The sequence below is a fragment of the Pseudomonas sp. P1.8 genome (assembly GCF_001269805.1).
In the GTDB taxonomy this organism is placed as follows: Bacteria; Pseudomonadota; Gammaproteobacteria; order Pseudomonadales; family Pseudomonadaceae; genus Aquipseudomonas.
On sequence record NZ_LHVM01000023.1, the window covers coordinates 441,979 to 463,781 of the forward strand.

The 21,803-nt window shown below is 60.0% G+C and carries 21 protein-coding genes; 12 read left to right on the forward strand and 9 right to left on the reverse strand.

Annotated features, from left to right (window positions below; genetic code table 11):
• Positions 1-142: 142 nt before the first annotated feature.
• Entirely contained in the window at positions 143-2,989 is a 2,847-nt protein-coding gene (locus tag AD668_RS26250; protein WP_053163772.1) for a class I adenylate cyclase, read from the forward strand.
• A gap of 5 nt (positions 2,990-2,994) precedes the next feature.
• Here the strand turns inward: AD668_RS26250 and rnk are convergent, their stop codons facing one another.
• From rnk to cyaY, 3 genes are all read right to left on the reverse strand, one after another.
• Positions 2,995-3,405: a nucleoside diphosphate kinase regulator gene (rnk, locus tag AD668_RS26255; protein ID WP_007911103.1), complete on the reverse strand. Its 411-nt coding sequence runs from the start codon at positions 3,403-3,405 to the stop codon at positions 2,995-2,997.
• Between the two features lie 259 nt (positions 3,406-3,664).
• Positions 3,665-3,883 carry a DUF1289 domain-containing protein gene (locus AD668_RS29245; protein WP_082344568.1) on the reverse strand — a complete coding sequence of 73 codons (219 nt, stop codon included), beginning with the start codon at positions 3,881-3,883 and terminating at the stop codon, positions 3,665-3,667.
• A 4-nt stretch (positions 3,884-3,887) separates the two neighbouring features.
• On the reverse strand, positions 3,888-4,220 hold the full coding sequence (gene cyaY, locus AD668_RS26260) for an iron donor protein CyaY (RefSeq protein ID WP_053163774.1): 333 nt from the start codon (positions 4,218-4,220) through the stop codon (positions 3,888-3,890).
• A 296-nt stretch (positions 4,221-4,516) separates the two neighbouring features.
• Here cyaY and AD668_RS29255 point away from each other — a divergent pair, with 296 nt between their 5' ends.
• From AD668_RS29255 to AD668_RS26285, 6 genes are read left to right on the forward strand one after another with little or no spacing between them, the layout of a single operon-like run.
• Entirely contained in the window at positions 4,517-4,693 is a 177-nt protein-coding gene (locus AD668_RS29255; protein ID WP_082344570.1) for a lipoprotein, read from the forward strand.
• Positions 4,694-4,702: 9 nt separating this feature from the next.
• The gene (lysA, locus tag AD668_RS26265; protein WP_053163776.1) at positions 4,703-5,950 is read left to right on the forward strand and encodes a diaminopimelate decarboxylase; all 1,248 of its coding nucleotides are present in this window, start codon (positions 4,703-4,705) and stop codon (positions 5,948-5,950) included.
• Between the two features lie 3 nt (positions 5,951-5,953).
• A complete protein-coding gene (dapF, locus tag AD668_RS26270) occupies positions 5,954-6,784 on the forward strand; it encodes a diaminopimelate epimerase (protein WP_053163779.1) in 831 nt (276 codons plus the stop codon).
• A 13-nt stretch (positions 6,785-6,797) separates the two neighbouring features.
• Positions 6,798-7,523, forward strand: a complete 726-nt coding sequence (locus tag AD668_RS26275) for a DUF484 family protein (RefSeq protein ID WP_053163781.1) — start codon at positions 6,798-6,800, stop codon at positions 7,521-7,523.
• Positions 7,524-7,525: 2 nt separating this feature from the next.
• Positions 7,526-8,425 carry a tyrosine recombinase XerC gene (gene xerC, locus AD668_RS26280; RefSeq protein WP_053163783.1) on the forward strand — a complete coding sequence of 300 codons (900 nt, stop codon included), beginning with the start codon at positions 7,526-7,528 and terminating at the stop codon, positions 8,423-8,425.
• Positions 8,422-9,138, forward strand: a complete 717-nt coding sequence (locus AD668_RS26285; RefSeq protein ID WP_053163785.1) for an HAD family hydrolase — start codon at positions 8,422-8,424, stop codon at positions 9,136-9,138. The genes xerC and AD668_RS26285 overlap by 4 nt, the downstream gene beginning before the upstream one ends.
• 171 nt (positions 9,139-9,309) lie before the next feature.
• Here the strand turns inward: AD668_RS26285 and sutA are convergent, their stop codons facing one another.
• The 4 genes from sutA to glnK all read right to left on the reverse strand — a co-directional run bounded on the left by sutA (position 9,310) and on the right by glnK (position 12,086).
• Entirely contained in the window at positions 9,310-9,636 is a 327-nt protein-coding gene (gene sutA, locus AD668_RS26290; RefSeq protein WP_053163787.1) for a transcriptional regulator SutA, read from the reverse strand.
• 101 nt (positions 9,637-9,737) lie between these two features.
• On the reverse strand, positions 9,738-10,163 hold the full coding sequence (locus tag AD668_RS26295; RefSeq protein WP_053163788.1) for a secondary thiamine-phosphate synthase enzyme YjbQ: 426 nt from the start codon (positions 10,161-10,163) through the stop codon (positions 9,738-9,740).
• A 211-nt stretch (positions 10,164-10,374) separates the two neighbouring features.
• Positions 10,375-11,712 carry an ammonium transporter gene (locus AD668_RS26300; protein ID WP_053163791.1) on the reverse strand — a complete coding sequence of 446 codons (1,338 nt, stop codon included), beginning with the start codon at positions 11,710-11,712 and terminating at the stop codon, positions 10,375-10,377.
• Between the two features lie 35 nt (positions 11,713-11,747).
• On the reverse strand, positions 11,748-12,086 hold the full coding sequence (glnK, locus tag AD668_RS26305) for a P-II family nitrogen regulator (protein ID WP_002555808.1): 339 nt from the start codon (positions 12,084-12,086) through the stop codon (positions 11,748-11,750).
• 408 nt (positions 12,087-12,494) lie between these two features.
• Here glnK and AD668_RS26310 point away from each other — a divergent pair, with 408 nt between their 5' ends.
• Both AD668_RS26310 and AD668_RS26315 read left to right on the forward strand, forming a co-directional pair.
• The gene (locus AD668_RS26310; RefSeq protein WP_046038993.1) at positions 12,495-12,755 is read left to right on the forward strand and encodes an accessory factor UbiK family protein; all 261 of its coding nucleotides are present in this window, start codon (positions 12,495-12,497) and stop codon (positions 12,753-12,755) included.
• Positions 12,756-13,038: 283 nt separating this feature from the next.
• Positions 13,039-14,532, forward strand: coding sequence for a YifB family Mg chelatase-like AAA ATPase (locus AD668_RS26315; RefSeq protein WP_053163793.1), 1,494 nt, complete (start codon positions 13,039-13,041; stop codon positions 14,530-14,532).
• A 23-nt stretch (positions 14,533-14,555) separates the two neighbouring features.
• Here the strand turns inward: AD668_RS26315 and AD668_RS26320 are convergent, their stop codons facing one another.
• Positions 14,556-15,476: a LysR substrate-binding domain-containing protein gene (locus tag AD668_RS26320; RefSeq protein ID WP_053163795.1), complete on the reverse strand. Its 921-nt coding sequence runs from the start codon at positions 15,474-15,476 to the stop codon at positions 14,556-14,558.
• 158 nt (positions 15,477-15,634) lie between these two features.
• Between AD668_RS26320 and AD668_RS26325 the strand changes: the two genes are divergently transcribed.
• Positions 15,635-17,032 (forward strand): NorM family multidrug efflux MATE transporter, encoded by a 1,398-nt coding sequence (locus AD668_RS26325; protein WP_053163838.1) that lies wholly within the window; start codon positions 15,635-15,637, stop codon positions 17,030-17,032.
• 111 nt (positions 17,033-17,143) lie between these two features.
• On the opposite strand, the gene AD668_RS26330 is transcribed toward AD668_RS26325, so the two are convergent.
• Positions 17,144-18,817, reverse strand: coding sequence for a bifunctional diguanylate cyclase/phosphodiesterase (locus tag AD668_RS26330; protein ID WP_053163797.1), 1,674 nt, complete (start codon positions 18,815-18,817; stop codon positions 17,144-17,146).
• A 264-nt stretch (positions 18,818-19,081) separates the two neighbouring features.
• Here AD668_RS26330 and rep point away from each other — a divergent pair, with 264 nt between their 5' ends.
• Positions 19,082-21,091: a DNA helicase Rep gene (gene rep, locus AD668_RS26335; protein WP_053163799.1), complete on the forward strand. Its 2,010-nt coding sequence runs from the start codon at positions 19,082-19,084 to the stop codon at positions 21,089-21,091.
• 57 nt (positions 21,092-21,148) lie between these two features.
• Positions 21,149-21,721, forward strand: a complete 573-nt coding sequence (locus AD668_RS26340; RefSeq protein WP_008022089.1) for a xanthine phosphoribosyltransferase — start codon at positions 21,149-21,151, stop codon at positions 21,719-21,721.
• The last annotated feature ends 82 nt before the right edge of the window (positions 21,722-21,803 follow it).

Sequence of the window (21,803 nt, forward strand, 5' to 3'; positions counted from 1 at the left end):
ACGTTCTGATTTTTGTCGCCTGACGATAGAAATCTGACGCCAGAAAAACAAAATCAGCTTAAAAGTCCTCGGCTCAAGGCGCTAAACTGCGCCTCATCCGAAGAGTCCCATGCCCGGGCCCTGCGAGCCGGTTTGAGCTGACATGACCCGCAACCATGAAATCCGCCCCGATCTGGACGAGGGAATCGACCGCAAGGTTCTGAACCAGCTGCGCGCACGCTTTCTGAAACTCAACGAAGGCCGTCTGGGCCGGGCCATGGAAGGGTTATCGACCCGCCAACAATCGGTCCTGACCCTGCTGCCTCTGTTTTTCCACGTCAATCATCCGTTATTGCCAGGTTACGTTTCGGGCAGCACGCCGGCCGGGCTGTCGAATTTCGAGCCGGACACCAATCTCCTGGCCGAAGCACAGCGCCTGACCCGCTCTTTTTCCTACAAGCCACGCCATGGCAGCAATCCGCCGCGGCCGATTCATGGCCTGTTCCTGATGGGTAGCCTTGGCACTTTGGCGCAAGCCGATCAGAGCGACATGGATGTGTGGGTCTGTCATGGGCCTGACCTGACCGAGAACGAACTCGCCGAATTGCGCAAAAAATGTCAGTTGCTGGAAACCTGGGCGGCGAGCCAGGGCGCCGAGGCGCACTTTTTCCTGATCGAGCCGGTGAGTTTCGTTCGCGGCGAGCGCGATACCCAACTGAGCTCTGAAGATTGCGGCACCACCCAGCACTATCTGTTGCTGGACGAGTTTTATCGCACCGCGATCTGGCTGGCCGGGCGAACACCGATCTGGTGGCTGGTACCGGTCTACGAAGAGTCGAGTTACGAGCGCTATACACACGCCCTGATTTCAAAACGTTTCATCCGCGCTGACGAAACTCTCGATCTTGGCCACCTGGCCTACATTCCACCGGGTGAATTTATCGGTGCCGGGCTCTGGCAGTTGTTCAAGGGCATCGAGTCACCTTACAAATCGGTTCTCAAGCTTTTGCTGACCGAAGTTTATGCCAGCGAACACCCAAGGGTTCATTGCCTGAGCCTGCGCTTCAAGCAAGCGGTATTCGCCAATCACCTGGACCTCGACGAGCTCGATCCGTACATGGTGGTTTACCGGCGCATCGAGGAATACCTCACTGCTCGCAACGAACCGCAACGATTGGAACTGGTCCGCCGCGCCCTGTATCTGAAGGTCAATCGCAAACTGACCGGCACCAGCAGCCGAACCCAGAGCTGGCAACGCTGCTTGCTTGAACGGCTGGCCCGGGAATGGCATTGGGATCAGCGACAACTGGCATTGCTTGATAGTCGCAGCCAATGGAAAGTCCGCCAGGTCGGCTCGGAAAGGCGAGCCCTGGTCAGCGAATTGAATTACAGCTACCGCTTCCTGACCCAGTTCGCCCGCGACGAACAAACCGTCAGCCGGATCAACAAACGCGATCTCAGTGTCCTGGGCCGTCGCCTGTACGCCGCGTTCGAGCGCAAGGCCGGCAAAGTAGAGGTCATTAACCCCGGCATTGCCCCGGACCTGGCCGAAGACACCCTCACGCTGGTGCACGCCCCAAACAAAAAAGAGCCGGGGCAAGGTCAATGGGGTTTGTACAACGGCAGCCTGACTGCACTGGAGTGGGAGCATTTCGCGCCGATCAAACGCGGTCGCCATTTGCTGGAACTGCTCGGTTGGTGCCACCGCAACGGCGTGATCGACAGCAGCACCCGCCTGGCCCTGCACCCTGGCAGCAGCGACTTGAGCGAGTTCGAACTGTTCAACCTGCTCGGCAGCCTCCAGCAGACCATTGCTCTGCCGCTGCCCACCGTCGCAGAAGAAACACTGCTGCGAGCGAGCGTGCCAAGCGAAGTGCTGATTTTGGTAAACGTCGGGATCGATCCGCTCAAGCACCACCGCGACTTGAACATTCTGATGACCACCGAGCGCACCGATTCCTTGAGTTATGCCGGCGTCAGGGAAAACCTCGTACTGACCCTGGATCAGGTCACGCTCAATAGCTGGAACGAAGTGCTGGTCAGCCGCTACGACGGCCCCCACGCCCTGCTCGACTGCTTGCGCGATCACCTCAACAACCTGCCTACAGGTTCGCAGCAACCGAGGCTGCGGGTGCGTTGCTTCTGCCATAACCGCGCGCAATTCATCGCGCAACGCGTGGAAGAAATCTTCGATAACGCGCAGAACCTGCTGCTCAGCCAGCTCAATCATCGCTACCTGATCCAGGTCCAGCAGCATTACCACGTGCTGGAGCTGGTGCCCGGCCAGGTCCGTCACATAGCCCTGGCCACGCTGCCAGCGCTGATCGACTACCTGGGCGAAGAACGACCGAGCTTCAGTCCCCTGCACCTGGACCCCAATGCACTGGAAGACCACGCCCTCGCGCTGTTCCTGCCAATGGGCCAGCCGGAGTGCATTCAAGTGTTCTACCGGGTCAATGAAGATCAGGTTGATGTGTACGTGCTCGATGAGCTCAATGCCTTGTGGCAGCAATGTTTGCCCTGGCACGACGAGCAAAGCCTGTTGATGCCGTTGCAACGCTTCCTGCAATCGATCCAGTATCGGCGCGAAGCCTCGCTGCCAATGGAAGCGACCCAGCCCCTGAGCCTGGAGACCCGGTATTGCCAACTGTTGCCATCAGGTCCGGGACGGGCTCGTCGAATCGAAGCGCGACCGACCCCGCAAACCCCGGTCAAGAAACCGTTCTACGACGTCCAGGCGATCATCGGCAAAGCCGCGCCAGGTCAGGTGCAAGTCACGTTGTACTGCAATCAGCGGGAGTTCTCGGAGCTGGAGCATGGCGACCAGCTGTTCAGCGTGGTCGCCCGGGAAATCGTTGGGCAGCGGCGCAAAACCGAGCGCTACCGCTGCTACATCACCGACCTGGACCTGTCCGGCCTGCTCGGTGACGGGCCGAGCTCCACTCATTTGTATCTGCGCTACAAGGCTGACCTGGAGCGCGCTTTGAACGAGGCGCTCGATCAGGTCTGACGGGGTCACTCGGGAAAGGCGCCACCATTGGCCGGTTGCGACTCAACTTCCAGCAAGGTCAGCTTCAATGTCTTGCCACCCGGAGCCGGCCAGTCGATGTGTTGGCCGACCTTCAGTCCCAGCAGCGCGCTGCCAACAGGCGCCAGGATGGAAATCTTGCCTTCGTCGGCGTTGGCGTCCTTCGGGTAGACCAGCGTCAGGTGATAGTCCTTGCCGCTGCCTTCTTCACGGCAATGCACCCGGGAGTTCATGGTCACGACATCGGCGGGCACTTCATCGTGGCCGACCACCGTATCGGCGCGATCCAGTTCGGTTTGCAACGCGATAACGCCCGGCAGCGTGTCGTCCAGGCTGTCGATCAGGCGCTCCAGACGCTGGACGTCCAGACGGGTAAGGGTGATGGAAGGTGCGGTCATGATCAGGGCAGACTCCTTTCTTCTGCACGAAAAAAGCAAAACCCCGCCAGAAGAAGGCGGGGTTTTCACGAGCCTCGATGGGTTGAGGCGTATCCGGACACTATCACAGCTCAAAAAATATACAAGCCAGGGGCGACCATGGTGCTGAAACCGAGGAACCTTGTGGGAGCTAGCCTGCTAGCGAAGCGGTTTATCAATCAATCAGAGGTCGACTGATTGAACGCATTCGCTAGCAGGCTAGCTCCCACAGGATTTTAGGTCAGACGCAGGATTTGCGTTGAGTAGCCTGCGCACAGATCACTCTGCGCCGTTCGTCATCCGCCGAGCGCCATTCGCGAATGTCTTCAACGTGGCGAAAGCAGCCCAGGCAGACTTTCTGCTCATCCAGCCGACACACACCGCTGCACGGCGAAGGGACTGCCGGGCTGACATTGCTGTAGAGCGGCTTGGGCGGACGGACGGGCGCTGGCTGGGTCACGATCTCACAGGCCTTCGAAGTCGAGTTCGACACCGGCCTGCTGCTGGACGATACGCTCAAGCATTTCACCCAGCTGCTCTTCGCTCTTGTCGCACATCCAGCGCTCGCTTTCTTCGTCGTAGTCGAAGTGGAAACCACCGGACACCGCCGCCAGCCACAGCTGACGCAGCGGCTCCTGGCGACTGAAAATCAGCTGGCTGCCGTTCTCGAACTTGACGGTCAGCACACCGGCCGAGCTTTCGAGGTCGATATCCAGGTCGCTGTCGTCAAAGATGTCCTCCAGGATTTGCTGGGTGGCATCGACAAGGTCATGGAAACGCGCTTCGGACAAACTCATTACGGCAACCTCAAAAAGTGTCTGATCAGGCTCAAGCGCCGCAAGATACGACCGAGCCCCGCTGATTGCAAAGGATAATGACCAGCTACCTAACTGTGGGAGCGAGCTTGCTCGCGATCGGGGCCTTACATTCAACATTAATGCGCCTGATATGGCCTCATCGCGGGCAAGCCCGCTCCCACAGGGCTCGATGTGCTTGCAGCCAAGCCCCGCCGGACGGGCGGGCCGTTGCATAGGCAAGCTGTCGGGTGGCCGGTATACTCCGGCGCAATTAATGCATTTTCAAGGATTTCGCCATGAAGCGCCTGATCTCTTCCCTTGCTGCGCTCGTCGCGGTTGCCTGTCTCGTGTCGGCTTGTGGTCAAAAAGGCCCGCTGTACCTGCCCGACGAGAACATGGACCCTGTCGAGCAGGCCAAATCGTCGCAACAGCAGCCTGCTTCCAAGGCACACAAGCACGACGTCTACCAATAAGGGAACATCATGGACGCTTTTAACTACCGTGACGGTGAATTGTTCGCGGAAGGTGTTGCCCTGTCTGCCATCGCCGAGCGCTTTGGTACACCGACCTACGTTTACTCGCGCGCGCACATCGAAGCCCAATACCTGGCTTACGCCGATGCGCTGGCCGGCATGCCGCACCTGGTGTGCTTTGCGGTCAAGGCCAACTCCAACCTGGGCGTACTGAATGTCCTCGCGCGCCTGGGCGCCGGTTTTGACATCGTCTCCCGTGGCGAGCTGGAACGTGTACTGGCCGCTGGCGGCAGCGCCGACAAGATCGTGTTCTCCGGTGTCGGCAAGACCCGTGACGACATGCGTCGCGCCCTGGAAGTCGGCGTGCACTGCTTCAACGTCGAATCCACCGACGAGCTGGAGCGTCTGCAAGTGGTCGCTGCCGAACTGGGTGTTCGTGCGCCGATTTCGCTGCGCGTGAACCCGGACGTCGATGCCGGCACCCACCCGTACATTTCCACCGGTCTCAAAGAGAACAAGTTCGGCATCGCCATCGCCGACGCCGAAGACGTGTACGTGCGTGCCGCGCAATTGCCGAACCTGGAAGTGGTCGGTGTCGATTGCCACATCGGTTCGCAACTGACCACCCTGCCGCCGTTCATCGATGCTCTGGACCGCCTGCTGGGCCTGGTCGATCGCCTTGGCGACTGTGGCATTTACCTGCGTCACATCGATCTCGGTGGCGGCCTGGGCGTGCGATACAAAGACGAAGAGCCGCCACTGGCTGCCGACTACATCAAAGCCGTGCGCGAACGTCTCGACGGTCGCGACCTGGCGCTGGTGTTCGAGCCGGGCCGCTTCATCGTCGCCAATGCCGGCGTGCTGCTGACCCAGGTCGAGTACCTCAAGCACACCGAGCACAAAGACTTCGCCATCGTCGACGCTGCCATGAACGACCTGATCCGCCCGGCGCTGTATCAAGCCTGGATGGACGTGACTGCCGTACGCCCGCGCACTTCGGCTGCCCGCGCTTACGACATCGTCGGCCCAATCTGCGAGACCGGCGATTTCCTGGCCAAGGATCGTGAGCTTGCGCTGGAAGAAGGCGACCTGCTGGCCGTTCATTCGGCCGGTGCCTATGGGTTTGTCATGAGTTCCAACTACAACACCCGCGGCCGCGCCGCCGAAGTGTTGGTGGACGGTGATCAGGCATTTGAAGTGCGTCGCCGTGAAACGGTAGCCGAGTTGTTTGCTGGCGAAAGCCTGCTGCCGGAGTAAGCCATGCTGCTGCGTTTTACCAAAATGCACGGCCTGGGCAATGACTTCATGGTCCTCGACCTGGTCAGCCAGCACGCGCATATTCTGCCCAAGCACGCCAAGCAATGGGGCGATCGGCATACCGGCATCGGTTTCGACCAGTTGCTGATCGTCGAGGCGCCGAGCAACCCGGACGTGGATTTCCGTTATCGGATTTTCAACTCCGATGGCTCCGAAGTGGAACAGTGCGGCAATGGTGCGCGCTGTTTCGCCCGCTTCGTGCTCGACAAGCGCCTGACTGCAAAAAGGCAGATCCGCGTCGAGACCAAAAGCGGCGTCATCGAACTGGACGTGCGAAACGACGGCCAGATCAGCGTCAACATGGGCGCCCCACGCCTGGTGCCAGCGGATATTCCGTTCCAGGCACCTGAGCAGGCCTTGAGTTATCAGGTCGACGTCGCGGGTACATCAGTCGATCTGGCCGCCGTGTCCATGGGCAACCCCCATGCCGTGGTGCGTGTCAGCGATATCAACAATGCACCGGTGCATGAACTGGGGCCGAAAATCGAACATCACCCGCGCTTCCCGGCGAGGGTCAATGTCGGATTTCTCCAGGTCATCGACCGCAACCGTGCGCAGTTGCGTGTCTGGGAACGCGGAGCCGGGGAAACCCAGGCCTGCGGAACCGGGGCCTGCGCCGCTGCAGTGGCTGCGATCAGCCAGGGGTGGATGGATTCGCCGCTGTTGATCGACCTGCCTGGCGGGCGTCTGTCCATCGAATGGGCGGGCCCTGGCCAACCGGTGATGATGACCGGCCCGGCAGTGCGCGTATATGAAGGACAAGTGCGTCTTTGAGCGAGCGAAATCCATGACCGATAAGCCTCAGGCACCCACACAACAAGCCGACGAATCAGCGTCCGAGACTCTGGAGGCGGCGGCCGTTGCCGCGTACCTGGAGGCTCATCCGGACTTTTTCGTCGAGCACGAAGAACTGCTTCCGGCAATGCGCATCCCCCATCGACGCGGTGACACCGTATCGCTGGTCGAGCGCCAGATGACCATACTGCGCGACCGCAACATCGAGATGCGTCATCGCCTCTCGCAGTTGATGGACGTCGCCCGGGACAACGACCGGTTGTTCGACAAGACCCGTCGCCTGATCCTCGCGTTGATGGACGCCGCCAGCCTGGAAGACGTGGTGATGTCGGTCGAAGACAGCCTGCGCCAGGATTTCCAGGTGCCCTTCGTCAGCCTCATCCTGCTTGGCGAAAACGCCATGCCGGTGGGCCGCTGGGCCACCCACGCCGAAGCACAGGTAGCCATCGGCGGCTTGCTTACCGAAGACAAAAGCGTCAGCGGCAGCCTGCGCGAGCATGAACTGGACTTCCTGTTCGGTGAAGAACAACGCAAGCAGATCGGCTCCACCGCCGTTGTCGCCATCAGCCATCAAGGCATCCACGGCATCCTGGCCATCGCCAGCCGTGACCCACAGCATTACAAAAGCTCGGTCGGCACCTTGTTCCTGAGTTACATCGCCGAAGTCATGGGCCGCGTACTGCCACGGGTCAACAGCTCCCTGCGCTCGGTACGCTGAGCATGGAACGGCAACTGGACGCTTACTGCGAACACCTGCGCAGTGAGCGGCAGGTGTCGCCGCACACGCTGTCGGCCTACCGCCGCGACCTCGACAAAGTGCTGGGATGGTGCACCAAACAGAACATTGACAGCTGGACAGCGCTCGACATCCAGCGCCTGCGCAGCCTGATCGCCCGTCTGCATGCTCAGGGTCAATCGTCTCGCAGCCTGGCGCGTTTGCTGTCGGCCGTTCGCGGGCTCTATCACTATCTGAACCGCGAAGGCCTGTGCGACCACGACCCGGCCAATGGCCTCTCGCCGCCGAAAGGCGAACGGCGCTTGCCGAAAACCCTGGACACCGACCGCGCACTGCAACTGCTGGAAGGTGGGGTGGAGGATGACTTTCTGGCGCGCCGGGATCAGGCGATCCTGGAGCTGTTCTACTCCTCAGGCTTGCGACTGTCAGAACTGACGGGGCTGAATCTCGATCAGCTCGATCTGGCCGACGGCATGGTCCAGGTGCTCGGCAAGGGCAGCAAGACCCGGTTGCTGCCCGTCGGCAAAAAAGCCCGCGAAGCGCTGGAACAATGGTTACCACTGCGGGCAATGGCCAATCCGGCAGACGATGCGGTGTTCATCAGCCAGCAAGGCCGGCGCCTCGGCCCGAGAACTATTCAGGTGCGGGTCAAGGCTGCCGGCGAGCGCGAACTGGGTCAGAACCTGCATCCGCACATGTTGCGACACTCCTTCGCCAGCCATTTACTGGAATCCTCCCAGGACCTGCGCGCGGTGCAGGAACTGCTCGGACACTCGGACATCAAGACCACGCAGATCTACACCCACCTGGACTTCCAGCACCTGGCCACGGTCTACGACAGCGCCCACCCACGGGCCAAACGCATTAAGGGCGACGATTCATGAGCATTCAATTGATCACCTTCGACCTCGACGACACCCTGTGGGACACCGCCCCGGTGATCATCAGCGCCGAAGCCGTTTTGCGGGAATGGCTAACCCAGCACGCGCCGAACCTGGGGTCTGTCCCGGTGGAGCATCTCTGGTCGATCCGCGAACGGGTGCTGGCTAACGAACCGGAACTCAAGCATCGCATCAGTGCATTGCGTCGCCGGGTCCTGTTTCACGCGCTGGAAGAAGCTGGCTATGGGCATGGCGAGGCGTCGGATCTTGCGGACAAGAGCTTTGAAGTATTCCTGCACGCCAGGCACCAACTGGACATCTTCCCGGAGGTGCATCCGACCCTCGAAGTGCTGGCCAACCATTACGCCCTCGGCGTGGTCACCAATGGCAACGCCGATGTGCGTAGGCTGGGCCTGGCGGATTACTTCAAGTTTGCGTTGTGTGCCGAAGACATAGGCATCGCCAAGCCCGATGCGCGACTGTTCCACGAGGCTTTGCAACGCGGCGGTGCGGCGGCCGACACAGCGGTGCACATCGGCGATCATCCGGGCGATGACATTGCCGGTGCGCAACAGGCTGGATTGCGGGCGATCTGGTTCAACCCGGCGGGGAAGGTCTGGGAAGCCGAGCGATTGCCCAATGCGCAGATTCGCAGCCTGACCGAGTTGCCGGCATTGTTGGCGCGGTGGAATACCGACGCAACATCGAATCTGTAGGAGCCGGCTTGCTGGCGATTGCGCTTTATCATTCAACATCGATATTGACTGACTTGTTGCCATCGCCAGCAAGCCGGCTCCTACAGAATTTGCATCAGGCCTGAGGGTTTTGTTTCAGGCACGAAAAAGCCCGCAGCGACGGCGGGCTTTTTCAGCAAGCGGGAAGCAGGCTCAGATAGGCCGGCTGCCGTACTTGTTGTCAGGCTTCTTGGGCGGATCGGCGACCACATTGGCCTCCACTTCCTGCACCTTGCCGCCCTTGGCCAAAAACTCCTCCATGGCCCGCGCGAGAGCATCGCGCTCCTTGTTCTTGGCTTCGACACTCGGCAACTCATCGACCGATACCGCCGCCTTGGCTTTGCCTTTGGCAGCCGGGGCCGGTGTATCGTCACCGCCATCGTCGTCAGCAACGTCTTCCGCCGCTGCTTCCAGACCTTCTTCGGTTTCGTCTTCGTCGCCTACTTCGAGGTCGTCGTTTTCCAGATCATCGTCGCTCATGTTCTACCTCATGACTTGCGAAAAGCAGATTAGTTATAGCCCAGCTTTGCCTTCTGTCGAAGGTTGCCGGAAAAAAATCAACAGCCGCTGGTGACCAGCGGTTACGCCCCGTCACCGTATACGGTGGCGAGGACTTTACGGGCACCGCCATGGTCGCGGTGCTCGCCCAGATAAACGCCTTGCCAGGTCCCTAACGCCAATCGACCTGCCGAAATCGGCAAACTCAGCTGACAACCAAGCACGCTGGCCTTGAAGTGCGCCGGGAGGTCGTCCAGGCCTTCGTCGTTGTGCTCATAGCCGTCCGCTCCTTGTGGGATCAGACGATTGAAAAATCGTTCGAAGTCTCGACGTACCGCCGGATCGGCGTTCTCGTTGATGGTCAACGAAGCCGAGGTATGCTGTAGCCACAAGTGCAACAGACCGACCCGACAAACCTTGAGTTCAGGCAAGCCGGCGAGTAACTCGTCCGTTACCAGATGAAAGCCCCGGGGCCTCGCCCGCAAGGTAATCAGAGTCTGTTGCCACATACAGTTCTCCGCACGTTCGGGGCGCATTCTAGCGCGCTCTGGGAAAAAACAAAGACCCTAATATTCCTTCAATCCTGTAAGCCTTTGGCTGCACAAAAACACCCGACGCAAACAACATCAAACCGGAAGGAAAAATCCTTTCAGCTCTGCCTTCAATGACAAATTCCAGACAAAAAAATGCCCGGCAAGCCGGGCAATTTTTTTCGCGTGCCTACACGTTGTAGCCGCGTTCGTTGTGAAGCGCCAGATCGATGCCGACTGCCTCTTCTTCTTCGGTGATGCGCAGGCCCATGACCGCATCCAGGACCTTGAGGATGACGAAAGTTGCGATCGCGGTGTAGATCACTGTGAAGCCTACGCCTTTGCACTGAATCCATACTTGCGCGGCGATGTCGGTCACAGTGCCGAAGCCACCCATCGATGGTGCAGCAAACACACCGGTCAGGATCGCACCGAGGATACCGCCGATACCATGCACGCCGAAGGCGTCCAGGGAATCGTCGTAGCCGAGTTTGCGTTTAAGGGTAGTGGCGCAGAAGAAGCACACCACGCCCGCAGCCAGGCCGATCACCAGTGCGCCCATCGGGCCGACAGTGCCGGCAGCCGGCGTGACGGCAACCAGACCGGCAACCACACCCGAAGCAATACCCAGCGCGCTAGGTTTACCATGGGTGAGCCACTCGGCGAGCATCCAGCCCAGCGCAGCGGCGGCGGTTGCGATTTGGGTCACCAGCATCGCCATGCCAGCGGTGCCGTTGGCTGCCGCAGCGGAACCGGCGTTGAAGCCGAACCAGCCGATCCACAGCATGGCCGCCCCCATCAGGGTGTAACCAAGGTTGTGCGGCGCCATCGGGGTGCTTGGGAAACCTTTGCGCTTGCCCAGTACCAGGCAGGCCACCAGACCGGCGATACCGGCGTTGATGTGCACCACGGTGCCGCCAGCAAAGTCCAGCACGCCCCAGTCCCACATCAGGCCGCCGTTACCGGACCAGACCATGTGCGCGATCGGCGCATACACCAGGGTGAACCAGACGCCCATGAAGACCAGCATTGCGGAGAATTTCATCCGCTCGGCGAACGCACCGACGATCAGCGCCGGAGTGATGATCGCGAAGGTCATCTGGAAGGTAATGAACACAGCTTCAGGGAACAGCGCCGCCGGGCCGGTCAGGCTGGCTGGTGTGACACCAGCGAGGAACGCCTTGCCCATGCCGCCGAAGAACGAGTTGAAGTTGACGACGCCCTGCTCCATGCCGGTGGTGTCGAACGCGATACTGTAGCCATAAATGACCCACAAAACGCTGATCAGACCGGTAATGGCGAAGCACTGCATCATCACGGAAAGAATGTTTTTCGACCGAACCATGCCGCCATAGAACAGCGCGAGGCCGGGAATGGTCATGAACAGCACGAGAGCTGTCGAGGTCAACATCCAGGCGGTATCGCCGGAGTTGAGGACTGGGGCCGCCACTTCGTCTGCCGCCAGAGCAAGGCTGGGCATTACGATGGACAACAGGGCTCCTAGCCCTGCGAATTTACGCAGAGTCATATTGTTTTCTCCTGGGGCGTTGGGTTTGTGGCGGCTTAGATCGCGTCGGTATCGGTTTCGCCGGTGCGGATGCGAATTGCCTGTTCCAGATTGACCACGAAGATCTTGCCGTCACCGATCTTGCCGGTGTTGGCCGCCTTGGTTATCGCCTCGATAACCCGATCCAGATCCTTGTCGTCGATGGCGACATCAATCTTCACCTTAGGCAGGAAATCGACCACGTACTCCGCGCCGCGATACAGCTCGGTGTGACCCTTCTGCCGGCCGAAGCCTTTGACTTCAGTAACGGTAATGCCCTGCACGCCGATCTCGGACAACGATTCGCGCACGTCGTCCAACTTGAACGGCTTGATGATGGCAGTGACTAGCTTCATGAAAACTCTCTCCCGAATAGGTGGACTTGCCCCAGGAAAACAAACCCGTCTCAAGTCTAAGCGCAGTGCCTGGCTTTGTAACGCATCGTCGGCCCTGACCTGCCCGTACGACGCCCCTTACGAAACACTCCCCCGTCTCGCTTGGCGCACTGCATTCGTCACAGCGACTGCATCAGTGCATGGGTCACTAGCGTCTAAGCAGAAACCTTGCCATCTCTACAAAAACGATTGTTTTCAAGCCCTTGCCCGCAGATGACTGCAATTTCACCGCAACACCCGGCGCGATACGCACAACAACAGTGCGCGACCGTCCGTCCGCATGCGCGAAAACCGTGCATCCCTTACCCGCGAAATTCACTATAGACACTGCGTGATACACTGCCCGCCATCGTTACCAGGACATCGCCCATGCTCGCGCCCAAAGACTTCCTCGACGCCCTCACCGGCACCGCCTCCCGCCTTTTCAGCGGCGACACTCCGCTGCCTAAAGCTGAAATCGAAAGTCAGTTCAAAATGTTGCTACAGAGTGGCTTCAGCAAACTGGATCTGGTGAGTCGGGAAGAGTTTGATAGTCAGATGGTTGTGTTGGCGCGCACGCGGGCTCGGCTGGAAAGCCTTGAAGCAAAGGTCGCTGAGCTTGAAGCGAAGCTCAATCCACCGACCGAGTAACATCCGCGACCTTCGCCGGCCACTACGCATCCGCCTCAACGACCGCCAACCTGGCTTGCTCGGGGCGGAGTTCCGACGATCGACTCAAGAACGCCGCGTTGAACCTGTCGACGCACGCTTTCGTTAACGATCATCGCGAGCATCCTCGCTCCGGCAATGGATCACGTTCGAAGAAACATCCTGCGAAAATTCGCCCTCTTTGACGCGTCGCCAAATCCTCACCTCATGTCTACCCTTGAAAAACCCGCAGGAAGCGGCTCCCCGTCATTTCAAGGAACGACCAATGTCCCTCTCCATCGTCCACAGCCGCGCCCAGGTGGGTGTGGAAGCGCCTGCCGTTACTGTAGAGGTCCATCTGGCCAATGGCCTGCCGTCACTGACCATGGTCGGCCTGCCTGAAGCGGCGGTGAAAGAAAGCAAGGACCGGGTACGCAGCGCAATCATCAACTCGGGACTGCAATTTCCGGCGCGGCGAATCACGCTCAATCTCGCTCCGGCAGACTTACCCAAAGACGGTGGACGATTCGATCTGGCGATTGCCTTGGGGATTCTTTCCGCCAGTGTGCAGGTGCCGACATTGACACTCGATGATGTGGAATGTCTTGGAGAATTGGCGTTATCCGGCGCAGTGCGGGCGGTTCGCGGGGTGTTGCCGGCGGCATTGGCGGCCCGCAAGGCCGGGCGGTCGCTGATGGTGCCGCGGGCGAATGCCGAAGAGGCGTGTCTGGCATCGGGATTGAAGGTGATTGCGGTGGATCATCTGCTGGAGGCTGTCGCTCATTTCAATGGGCATACGCCCGTTGAACCCTATGTTTCAGATGGGTTGATACATGCCAGTAAACCCTACCCCGACCTGAGTGAAGTGCAAGGTCAGTTGGCAGCCAAACGTGCATTGCTGATTGCGGCAGCGGGCGCTCACAACCTGTTGTTCAGCGGACCACCTGGAACAGGCAAGACACTGCTGGCGAGTCGCTTGCCCGGCTTGCTGCCTCCGCTGGCCGAGTGTGAAGCGCTGGAAGTCGCGGCGATTCAATCGGTCACCAGTTGCATGCCGCTGAGCCATTGGCCGCAGCGGCCGTTTCGCCAACCCCACCACTCGGCTTCCGGTCCGGCGCTGGTCGGCGGCGGCTCGAAACCGCAACCCGGCGAAATCACGCTCGCGCATCACGGTGTGTTGTTCCTGGATGAGCTGCCGGAGTTTGATCGCAAAGTATTGGAGGTTCTGAGGGAGCCGCTGGAGTCCGGACAAATCGTGATTTCCCGGGCGAAAGATCGCGTACGGTTTCCGGCGCGATTCCAGTTGGTGGCGGCGATGAATCCGTGTCCCTGTGGATATCTTGGCGAGCCCACGGGCCGCTGCTCCTGCACGCCCGACATGGTGCAGCGCTATCGCAACAAACTCTCCGGGCCGTTGCTCGACCGCATCGACCTGCACCTGACGGTCGCCCGGGAAGTCACAGCGTTGAACCCGACTGTGAAGCCAGGTGAGAACAGCGCCTGCGCTGCGGCGCTTGTCGCCGAGGCTCGTGAGCGCCAGCAGAAACGTCAGGGCTGTGCCAATGCGTTTCTGGATTTGCCGGGGCTACGTCGGCATTGCGCGTTATCCACAGCCGATGAAAACTGGCTGGAGTCGGCATGTGAACGGTTGACCCTGTCACTGCGCTCGGCGCACCGATTACTGAAGGTGGCGCGGACGCTGGCGGACCTGGAGCAGGTTGATGTGATCCGTCGAGAGCATCTGGCTGAAGCGCTGCAGTATCGGCCGGCGACCCAGTAAGTGCTGAACCCGGGCAGACCATTTCAGCTCAAGCGCTCGACATCCGGCAATTCCATGGCCCGGACTTCATTTTGCAGAAAATCGCTGAGCCGGCGCATGCGCTCGCCGCCCGGTCGGGTTTTCGGCCACACCAGGTAGTAACATTCGCCACTGGCAACCGCGGTCGGCCACGGCAGACTCAAACGGCCCTGCGCGACATCCTCCGCCACCATCAGCAAATCGCCCATGGACACTCCATAACCCCGAGCCGCAGCGATCATGCCCAACTCCAGCGTATCGAACACCTGCCCACCCTTGAGCGAAACCTGCTCAGCCAGACCCATGCGTTCCAGCCAGTTGCGCCAGTCACGCCGGTCCGGGGTCGGGTGCAACAGTTCAGTGTTGGCCAGACGCGTGACATCCCAAGGCTGATCGTTCAGCAGGTTGGGGGCGCCCACAGGAATCAATTCTTCGGGGAACAGGTAACTCGCCTCCCAGTCCGGCGGGAAATGTCCGTTGCCGAGCAACACCGCACAGTCGAATGGCTCGTCGTTGAAGTCCACGGAATCGATGTCCATCCAGGCGCTGGTCAATTGCACTTCGTTACCGGGCTGCAGATGGCGAAAGCGGCTGAGACGCGCCAGCAACCAGCGCATGGTCAGGGTCGACGGGGCTTTCATGCGCAGGATGTCGTCCTCGGCGCGCAAGGTATTGCAGGCACGCTCAAGGGCAGTGAAACCCTCGCGTATGCCCGGCAACAGCAAACGGGCCGACTCGGTCAGTTGCAGGTTGCGGCCACTGCGGTGAAACAAGCGGCAGGCAAAATGATCTTCCAGCGTACGAATATGCCGGCTGACCGCACTTTGGGTGATCGACAGTTCTTCGGCCGCACGGGTAAACGAACTGTGCCGCGCCGCCGCTTCGAATGCGCGCAGGGCATACAAGGGAGGAAGACGACGTGACATCAGGAATGCTCCTACAGTGGGGTTGGGCAACCCTAGCAGAAACTCTCCAGCATGAGTTTGAATCATGCCATCCATCCTTTTTATCCCTTTGTGCAAACCCCGCAAAGCGCAGAGAATCGACGCTTTCCTGTTCTCTCTGATATTCGAGCGTGATGACCATGCAGCATCCAGCGCGTATTGAACTCTGGGCCATCCTGCGGCTGGCGGGGCCGTTGATTGCCTCGCAGTTGGCGCACATGTTGATGGTCCTCACCGACACCTTGATGATGGCGCGCCTGAGTCCCGAGGCGCTGGCCGGTGGCGGGCTCGGAGCGGCGACCTACTCGTTCGTGTCGATTTTCTGCATCGGCGTGATTGCCGCGGTCGGCACCCTGGTGGCGATCCGTCAGGGTGCCGGCGATATCGTCGGAGCAACCCGGCTGACCCAGGCCGGGTTATGGCTGGCGTGGCTGATGGCGCTCGTTGCCGGTTTGCTGCTGTGGAACCTCAAACCGGTTCTGCTGCTGTTCGGCCAGACCGAAAGCAACGTCAACGCGGCCGGTCAGTTTTTGATCTTCCTGCCGTTCGCACTGCCCGGTTACCTGAGTTTCATGGCCCTGCGCGGATTCACCAGCGCCATTGGCCGTGCAACGCCGGTGATGGTCATCAGTGTGGGCGGGACGATTGCCAACTTTTTGCTCAACTATGCGCTAATCACCGGCATGTTCGGCCTGCCGAAGCTGGGGCTGATGGGGATCGGGCTCGTAACGGCGATTGTCGCCAATCTCATGGCGCTGGCGCTGGCGTGGCACATTCGTCGGCATTCGGCGTATGACGCCTATCCGCTGCGTCAGGGGCTGTCGCGGTTGAACCGGCAGTATCTGAAGGAATTGTGGCGCCTGGGCCTGCCGATTGGCGGCACCTACGCAGTGGAAGTCGGGCTGTTCGCCTTTGCCGCGCTGTGCATGGGGACCATGGGCAGCACGCAACTGGGTGCGCACCAGATCGCCCTGCAAATCGTGTCGGTGGCGTTCATGGTGCCTGCGGGGATTTCCTACGCGATCACCATGCGTATCGGGCAGCACTTCGGCGCCGGGCAATTACTGGATGCACGGCTGGCCGGGCGAGTCGGTATCGTTTTCGGCGCGGCGGCGATGCTGTGTTTCGCGATGGTGTTCTGGCTGTTGCCAAACCAGTTGGTCGGCCTGTTCCTCGATCACAGCGACCCGGCCTTCCGAGCAGTCATAAACCTCGCCGTAAGCCTTTTGGCGGTGGCGGCGTGGTTCGAGCTGTTTGACGGTGTGCAAACCATCGCGATGGGCTGTATTCGTGGCCTAAAGGATGCGAAGACTACCTTTCTGGTCGGCCTGGGTTGCTACTGGCTGATTGGCGCACCGGCCGCGTGGTGGATGGCGTTCCACTTGCAGTGGGGGCCGACGGGCGTGTGGTGGGGGTTGGCGCTGGGCCTGGCGTGTGCGGCGGTGAGCCTGACGCTTGGATTTGAGTGGAAGATGAAGCGGATGATCGAGCGCGAGCCAGCGCAACGGAACGGTTTCACAGTCGCTCAGCCAGACTGAGATCCCTGTAGGAGCTGGCTTGCCAGCGATAGCGATCTGACCGTCACATCATCGCTGGCTGTCAGGCCATCATCGCCGGCAAGCCGGCTCCTACAGGTGACTTGTGGCGCCTTAACTAACGATTTCCATCATCGGCTGCTGGCTGGCGTCGAACGTCAGGTACTCCACCAACTCCGCCAGCGGCAACGGCTTGCTGATCAAATACCCTTGCACCTGATCGCAATCAAACCCGCGCAACAAATCCAGCTGCTCTGGCGTTTCCACACCTTCTGCCACGACCTCGAGGTTGAGGTTGTGCGCCAGGTTGATCATCGCGTGGACCAGTTTGCGATTCTCTTCGCGCAGCTCCATGCCGCCGACGAAGCTTTTGTCGATCTTCAATAATGTGATCGGCAGACTGTTGAGGTGCACGAACGAAGAGAACCCGGTGCCGAAGTCGTCAAGTGAGAATCGCACACCGAGGCGCCCGAGGGCGTCCATGGTCTGCTTGACCAGATCGCTGCGGCGCATGACGGCGGTTTCGGTCAGTTCGAATTCCAGCCATTGCGCCTCGATGCCACGCTCGGCAATCAATCGGCTCAGGGTCGACAGCAGCTGGCTATCCTGAAACTGGCGAAACGACAGGTTGATTGCCATGTGCAAAGGAGGCAACCCAAGCTCAAGCAACGCCTGCATGTCGCGCAAGGCGCGGGAAATCACCCAGTATCCCAACGGCACGATCAGGCCGCTTTGCTCAGCCAGCGGCACGAATTCGCTCGGCGGCAGCAAGCCGCGGTCGGCATGGCGCCAGCGCACCAGGGCTTCGAGGCCGACAATCTGCCCGTCCTCAAGGTTCATTCGTGGCTGGTAATGCAGTTCCAGTTCGTCGCGACGCAATGCTCGACGCAGCTCGGTTTCGAGATCGGCGACGCTTCGGGCATTGCGGTTGATGCGTTGGTTGAAAATGTGAAAAGTGCAGCCCTGGGTGCTTTTGGCCTGCTGCATGGCGATGTGTGCGTGCCACATCAGCGGGTCGGCACCGGCCTGTGCCCGGGCGTGAGCGATGCCCAGGCTAGAGCCGATCAACAGGCTTTCACCGTCGACCCAGTAAGGTTCGGCCAGCGCCTCGCTGATGCGCTCGGCCATCCATTCGGCACGCTGCGGTGCGCGACGGGTGTCAATCAGCAACGCGAACTCGTCACTGCCCAGTCGAGCCAGTTGATCGCCGGCCTCCAGCTGGCTTTTCAGTCGCGCCACCACTTGCAGGATCAAGCGATCGCCCGCCTGATGACCCAGGGCATCGTTGGCGTGGCGAAAGTTGTCGAGGTCGAGGTGACCAAGGGCCAGACCGCGCCCGTCGTTTTCCGCCAGTCGTGCGGTCAGCAGAGTCTGGAAACCCTGGCGGTTGGCGATGCCGGTCAGCGGGTCTTGCTCGGCCAGGCGTTGCAAGGTGTTTTCCAGCACGCCTCGCTCACGCACATGGCGCAGGCAGCGGCGCAACATGCCGGAATCGAGCAGATCGCGAACCAGCCAGTCACTTACGCCATCGGGTGGGGTCAGGGGTTCGTAATCAAGCAGCAACACCGTCGGCAGACTGCAACGACCTGGCGCCGGCTGAAGTTTCGGGATCGTCAATAACACCGCGCTGCGGTTGTCATCGAACAGGCTGCTGACTGACTCCCAGCTCGGCGCACTGATGAGCACGACCAAGCTCCCCATCGGAGCCAGACACTCGCGCAACAACGCTGCCCACGCTGGCTCTTCGGCCAGTAGCAGCAAACGCAAGGGTTCGACAGGCGTAGACAAGCTAGCTCCCTAGACTCTGCAAAAATGTAGGCGACCGGCATTATGCCGTGCCAATAACCAATGGCAATGACATCAATTATCAAAACGCGGTCTTTGTATCTGGAATCACGAACATTTGCCGCAAATTTGTTGCACCTCCTGCGTGAAAGTATCAAAACAGGCAAATACGCAAGGCGTTGTACGTCACAAGTCGGACAAAGCAGCACAATTCGCTGAGCCTGTTAAAATGCCGGCCCATTTCGTGACTGACTCCTGAATTTACGTATGTCCCGACTCAATCCCCGGCAGCAAGAAGCCGTGAACTACGTCGGCGGCCCTCTATTGGTGCTCGCCGGTGCAGGTTCCGGCAAGACCAGCGTGATCACGCGCAAAATCGCGCACTTGATCCAGAACTGCGGCATCCGCGCCCAGTACATCGTCGCCATGACCTTCACCAACAAGGCCGCGCGCGAGATGAAGGAACGGGTCGGTACCCTGCTGCGCGCCGGCGAAGGCCGTGGGCTGACCGTCTGCACCTTCCACAACCTGGGCCTGAACATCATCCGCAAGGAACACGTGCGGCTGGGCTACAAACCGGGCTTCTCGATCTTCGACGAGACCGACGTCAAAGCCCTGATGACCGACATCATGCAGAAGGAATACTCGGGCGACGACGGCGTCGACGAGATCAAGAACATGATCGGTGCCTGGAAAAACGACCTGATCCTGCCGCCCCAGGCCCTGGAAAACGCACGCAACCCCAAGGAACAGACCGCTGCCATCGTCTACACCCACTACCAGCGCACGCTCAAGGCGTTCAATGCGGTGGACTTTGACGACCTGATCCTGCTGCCAGTGAAGCTGTTCGAAGAACACGCCGACATCCTCGAAAAGTGGCAGAACAAGGTGCGTTATCTGCTGGTCGACGAATATCAGGACACCAACGCCAGCCAGTATTTGCTGGTGAAAATGCTCATCGGCAAACGCAATCAGTTCACCGTGGTTGGCGATGACGATCAGTCGATTTACGCCTGGCGTGGAGCGCGGCCGGAGAACCTGATGTTGCTCAAGGACGACTATCCGTCCCTGAAAGTGGTGATGCTGGAGCAGAACTACCGCTCCACCAGCCGCATCCTGCGTTGCGCCAACGTGCTGATTTCGAACAACCCGCACGAATTCGAAAAGCAGCTATGGAGCGAGATGGGGCACGGCGACGAGATCCGCGTGATCCGTTGCCGCAACGAAGACGCCGAAGCCGAGCGCGTGGCGGTGGAAATCCTCAGCCTGCACTTGCGCACCGACCGCCCGTACAGCGATTTTGCGATCCTCTATCGCGGTAACTACCAGGCCAAGCTGATCGAGCTGAAGTTGCAGCATCACCAGGTGCCGTATCGCCTGTCCGGTGGCAACAGCTTTTTCGGACGTCAGGAAGTGAAAGACCTGATGGCCTACTTCCGCCTGATTGTGAACCCGGACGACGACAACGCCTTCCTGCGGGTGATCAACGTGCCGCGCCGTGAAATCGGTTCGACCACGCTTGAGAAGCTCGGCAACTACGCCACCGAGCGCAAGATTTCGATGTACGCCGCCACCGATGAAATCGGCCTGGGCGAGCATCTGGATTCGCGCTTCACCGATCGCCTGTCGCGCTTCAAGCGCTTCATGGACCGGGTGCGCGAGCAGTGCGCTGGCGAAGACCCGATCTCGGCCCTGCGCAGCATGGTCATGGACATCGACTACGAGAACTGGCTGCGCACCAACAGCTCCAGCGACAAAGCCGCCGATTACCGCATGGGTAACGTCTGGTTCCTGATCGAGGCGCTGAAGAACACCCTGGAAAAAGACGAAGACGGCGAAATGACCGTCGAAGATGCCATCGGAAAACTCGTCCTGCGCGACATGCTCGAACGTCAGCAGGAAGAAGAAGACGGCGCCGAAGGCGTGCAGATGATGACCTTGCATGCGTCCAAGGGACTGGAATTCCCCTATGTGTTCATCATGGGCATGGAAGAGGAAATCCTCCCACACCGCTCCAGCATCGAAGCCGACACCATCGAAGAAGAGCGCCGCTTGGCCTACGTGGGCATTACTCGCGCACGTCAGACGCTGGCGTTCACCTTCGCCGCCAAGCGTAAACAGTATGGCGAGATCATCGATTGCGCGCCTAGCCGCTTCCTTGATGAACTGCCGCCAGACGACCTGGCGTGGGAAGGCAACGACGACACACCGACCGAAGTCAAAGCCGTACGCGGAAACAACGCATTGGCGGATATACGCGCGATGTTAAAGCGCTAGAATTGACCACTTTTTTAAAACCTTAGGGCGCACAAGGCGCCAACAGAGGACAGCTTCATGGAAGCCCTGCACCAGAAAATCCGCGAACAAGGCATCGTGCTTTCCGACCAGGTCCTGAAGGTCGACGCCTTTTTGAACCACCAGATCGACCCGGCCCTGATGAAGCTGATCGGCGACGAATTCGCCACGCTGTTCAAGGATTCGGGCATCACCAAGATCGTCACCATCGAAGCCTCGGGTATCGCGCCGGCGATCATGACTGGCCTGAACCTTGGCGTGCCGGTGATTTTCGCCCGTAAACACCAGTCCCTGACCCTGACCGAAAACCTGCTGTCGGCGACCGTTTACTCGTTCACCAAGCAGACCGAAAGCACCGTGGCGATCTCCCCGCGCCACCTGACCAGCAGCGACCGCGTGCTGATCATTGATGACTTTTTGGCCAACGGCAAGGCGTCCCAGGCGCTGATTTCGATTATCAAACAGGCTGGCGCGACCGTCGCAGGCTTGGGGATCGTGATCGAGAAGTCGTTCCAGGGTGGCCGTGCGGAACTGGATTCACAGGGTTATCGCGTTGAGTCACTGGCCCGGGTGAAGTCGCTGGCCGGTGGCGTTGTGACCTTCATCGAGTAAGGCCACACCGCAATCCCCCTGTAGGAGCTGGCTTGCCAGCGAAGAGGCCCTGACATCCAACATCTTTGTTGTTTGTCACGCC

Coding starts and splice junctions, on each gene's coding strand:
- AD668_RS26250 (WP_053163772.1), top strand. CDS start 143: ATGACCCGCAACCATGAAATCCGCCCCGATCTGGACGAGGGAATCGAC.
- rnk (WP_007911103.1), bottom strand. CDS start 3,405: ATGACCGCACCTTCCATCACCCTTACCCGTCTGGACGTCCAGCGTCTG.
- cyaY (WP_053163774.1), bottom strand. CDS start 4,220: ATGAGTTTGTCCGAAGCGCGTTTCCATGACCTTGTCGATGCCACCCAG.
- AD668_RS29255 (WP_082344570.1), top strand. CDS start 4,517: ATGAAGCGCCTGATCTCTTCCCTTGCTGCGCTCGTCGCGGTTGCCTGT.
- lysA (WP_053163776.1), top strand. CDS start 4,703: ATGGACGCTTTTAACTACCGTGACGGTGAATTGTTCGCGGAAGGTGTT.
- dapF (WP_053163779.1), top strand. CDS start 5,954: ATGCTGCTGCGTTTTACCAAAATGCACGGCCTGGGCAATGACTTCATG.
- AD668_RS26275 (WP_053163781.1), top strand. CDS start 6,798: ATGACCGATAAGCCTCAGGCACCCACACAACAAGCCGACGAATCAGCG.
- xerC (WP_053163783.1), top strand. CDS start 7,526: ATGGAACGGCAACTGGACGCTTACTGCGAACACCTGCGCAGTGAGCGG.
- AD668_RS26285 (WP_053163785.1), top strand. CDS start 8,422: ATGAGCATTCAATTGATCACCTTCGACCTCGACGACACCCTGTGGGAC.
- sutA (WP_053163787.1), bottom strand. CDS start 9,636: ATGAGCGACGATGATCTGGAAAACGACGACCTCGAAGTAGGCGACGAA.
- AD668_RS26295 (WP_053163788.1), bottom strand. CDS start 10,163: ATGTGGCAACAGACTCTGATTACCTTGCGGGCGAGGCCCCGGGGCTTT.
- AD668_RS26300 (WP_053163791.1), bottom strand. CDS start 11,712: ATGACTCTGCGTAAATTCGCAGGGCTAGGAGCCCTGTTGTCCATCGTA.
- glnK (WP_002555808.1), bottom strand. CDS start 12,086: ATGAAGCTAGTCACTGCCATCATCAAGCCGTTCAAGTTGGACGACGTG.
- AD668_RS26310 (WP_046038993.1), top strand. CDS start 12,495: ATGCTCGCGCCCAAAGACTTCCTCGACGCCCTCACCGGCACCGCCTCC.
- AD668_RS26315 (WP_053163793.1), top strand. CDS start 13,039: ATGTCCCTCTCCATCGTCCACAGCCGCGCCCAGGTGGGTGTGGAAGCG.
- AD668_RS26320 (WP_053163795.1), bottom strand. CDS start 15,476: ATGTCACGTCGTCTTCCTCCCTTGTATGCCCTGCGCGCATTCGAAGCG.
- AD668_RS26325 (WP_053163838.1), top strand. CDS start 15,635: ATGCAGCATCCAGCGCGTATTGAACTCTGGGCCATCCTGCGGCTGGCG.
- rep (WP_053163799.1), top strand. CDS start 19,082: ATGTCCCGACTCAATCCCCGGCAGCAAGAAGCCGTGAACTACGTCGGC.
- AD668_RS26340 (WP_008022089.1), top strand. CDS start 21,149: ATGGAAGCCCTGCACCAGAAAATCCGCGAACAAGGCATCGTGCTTTCC.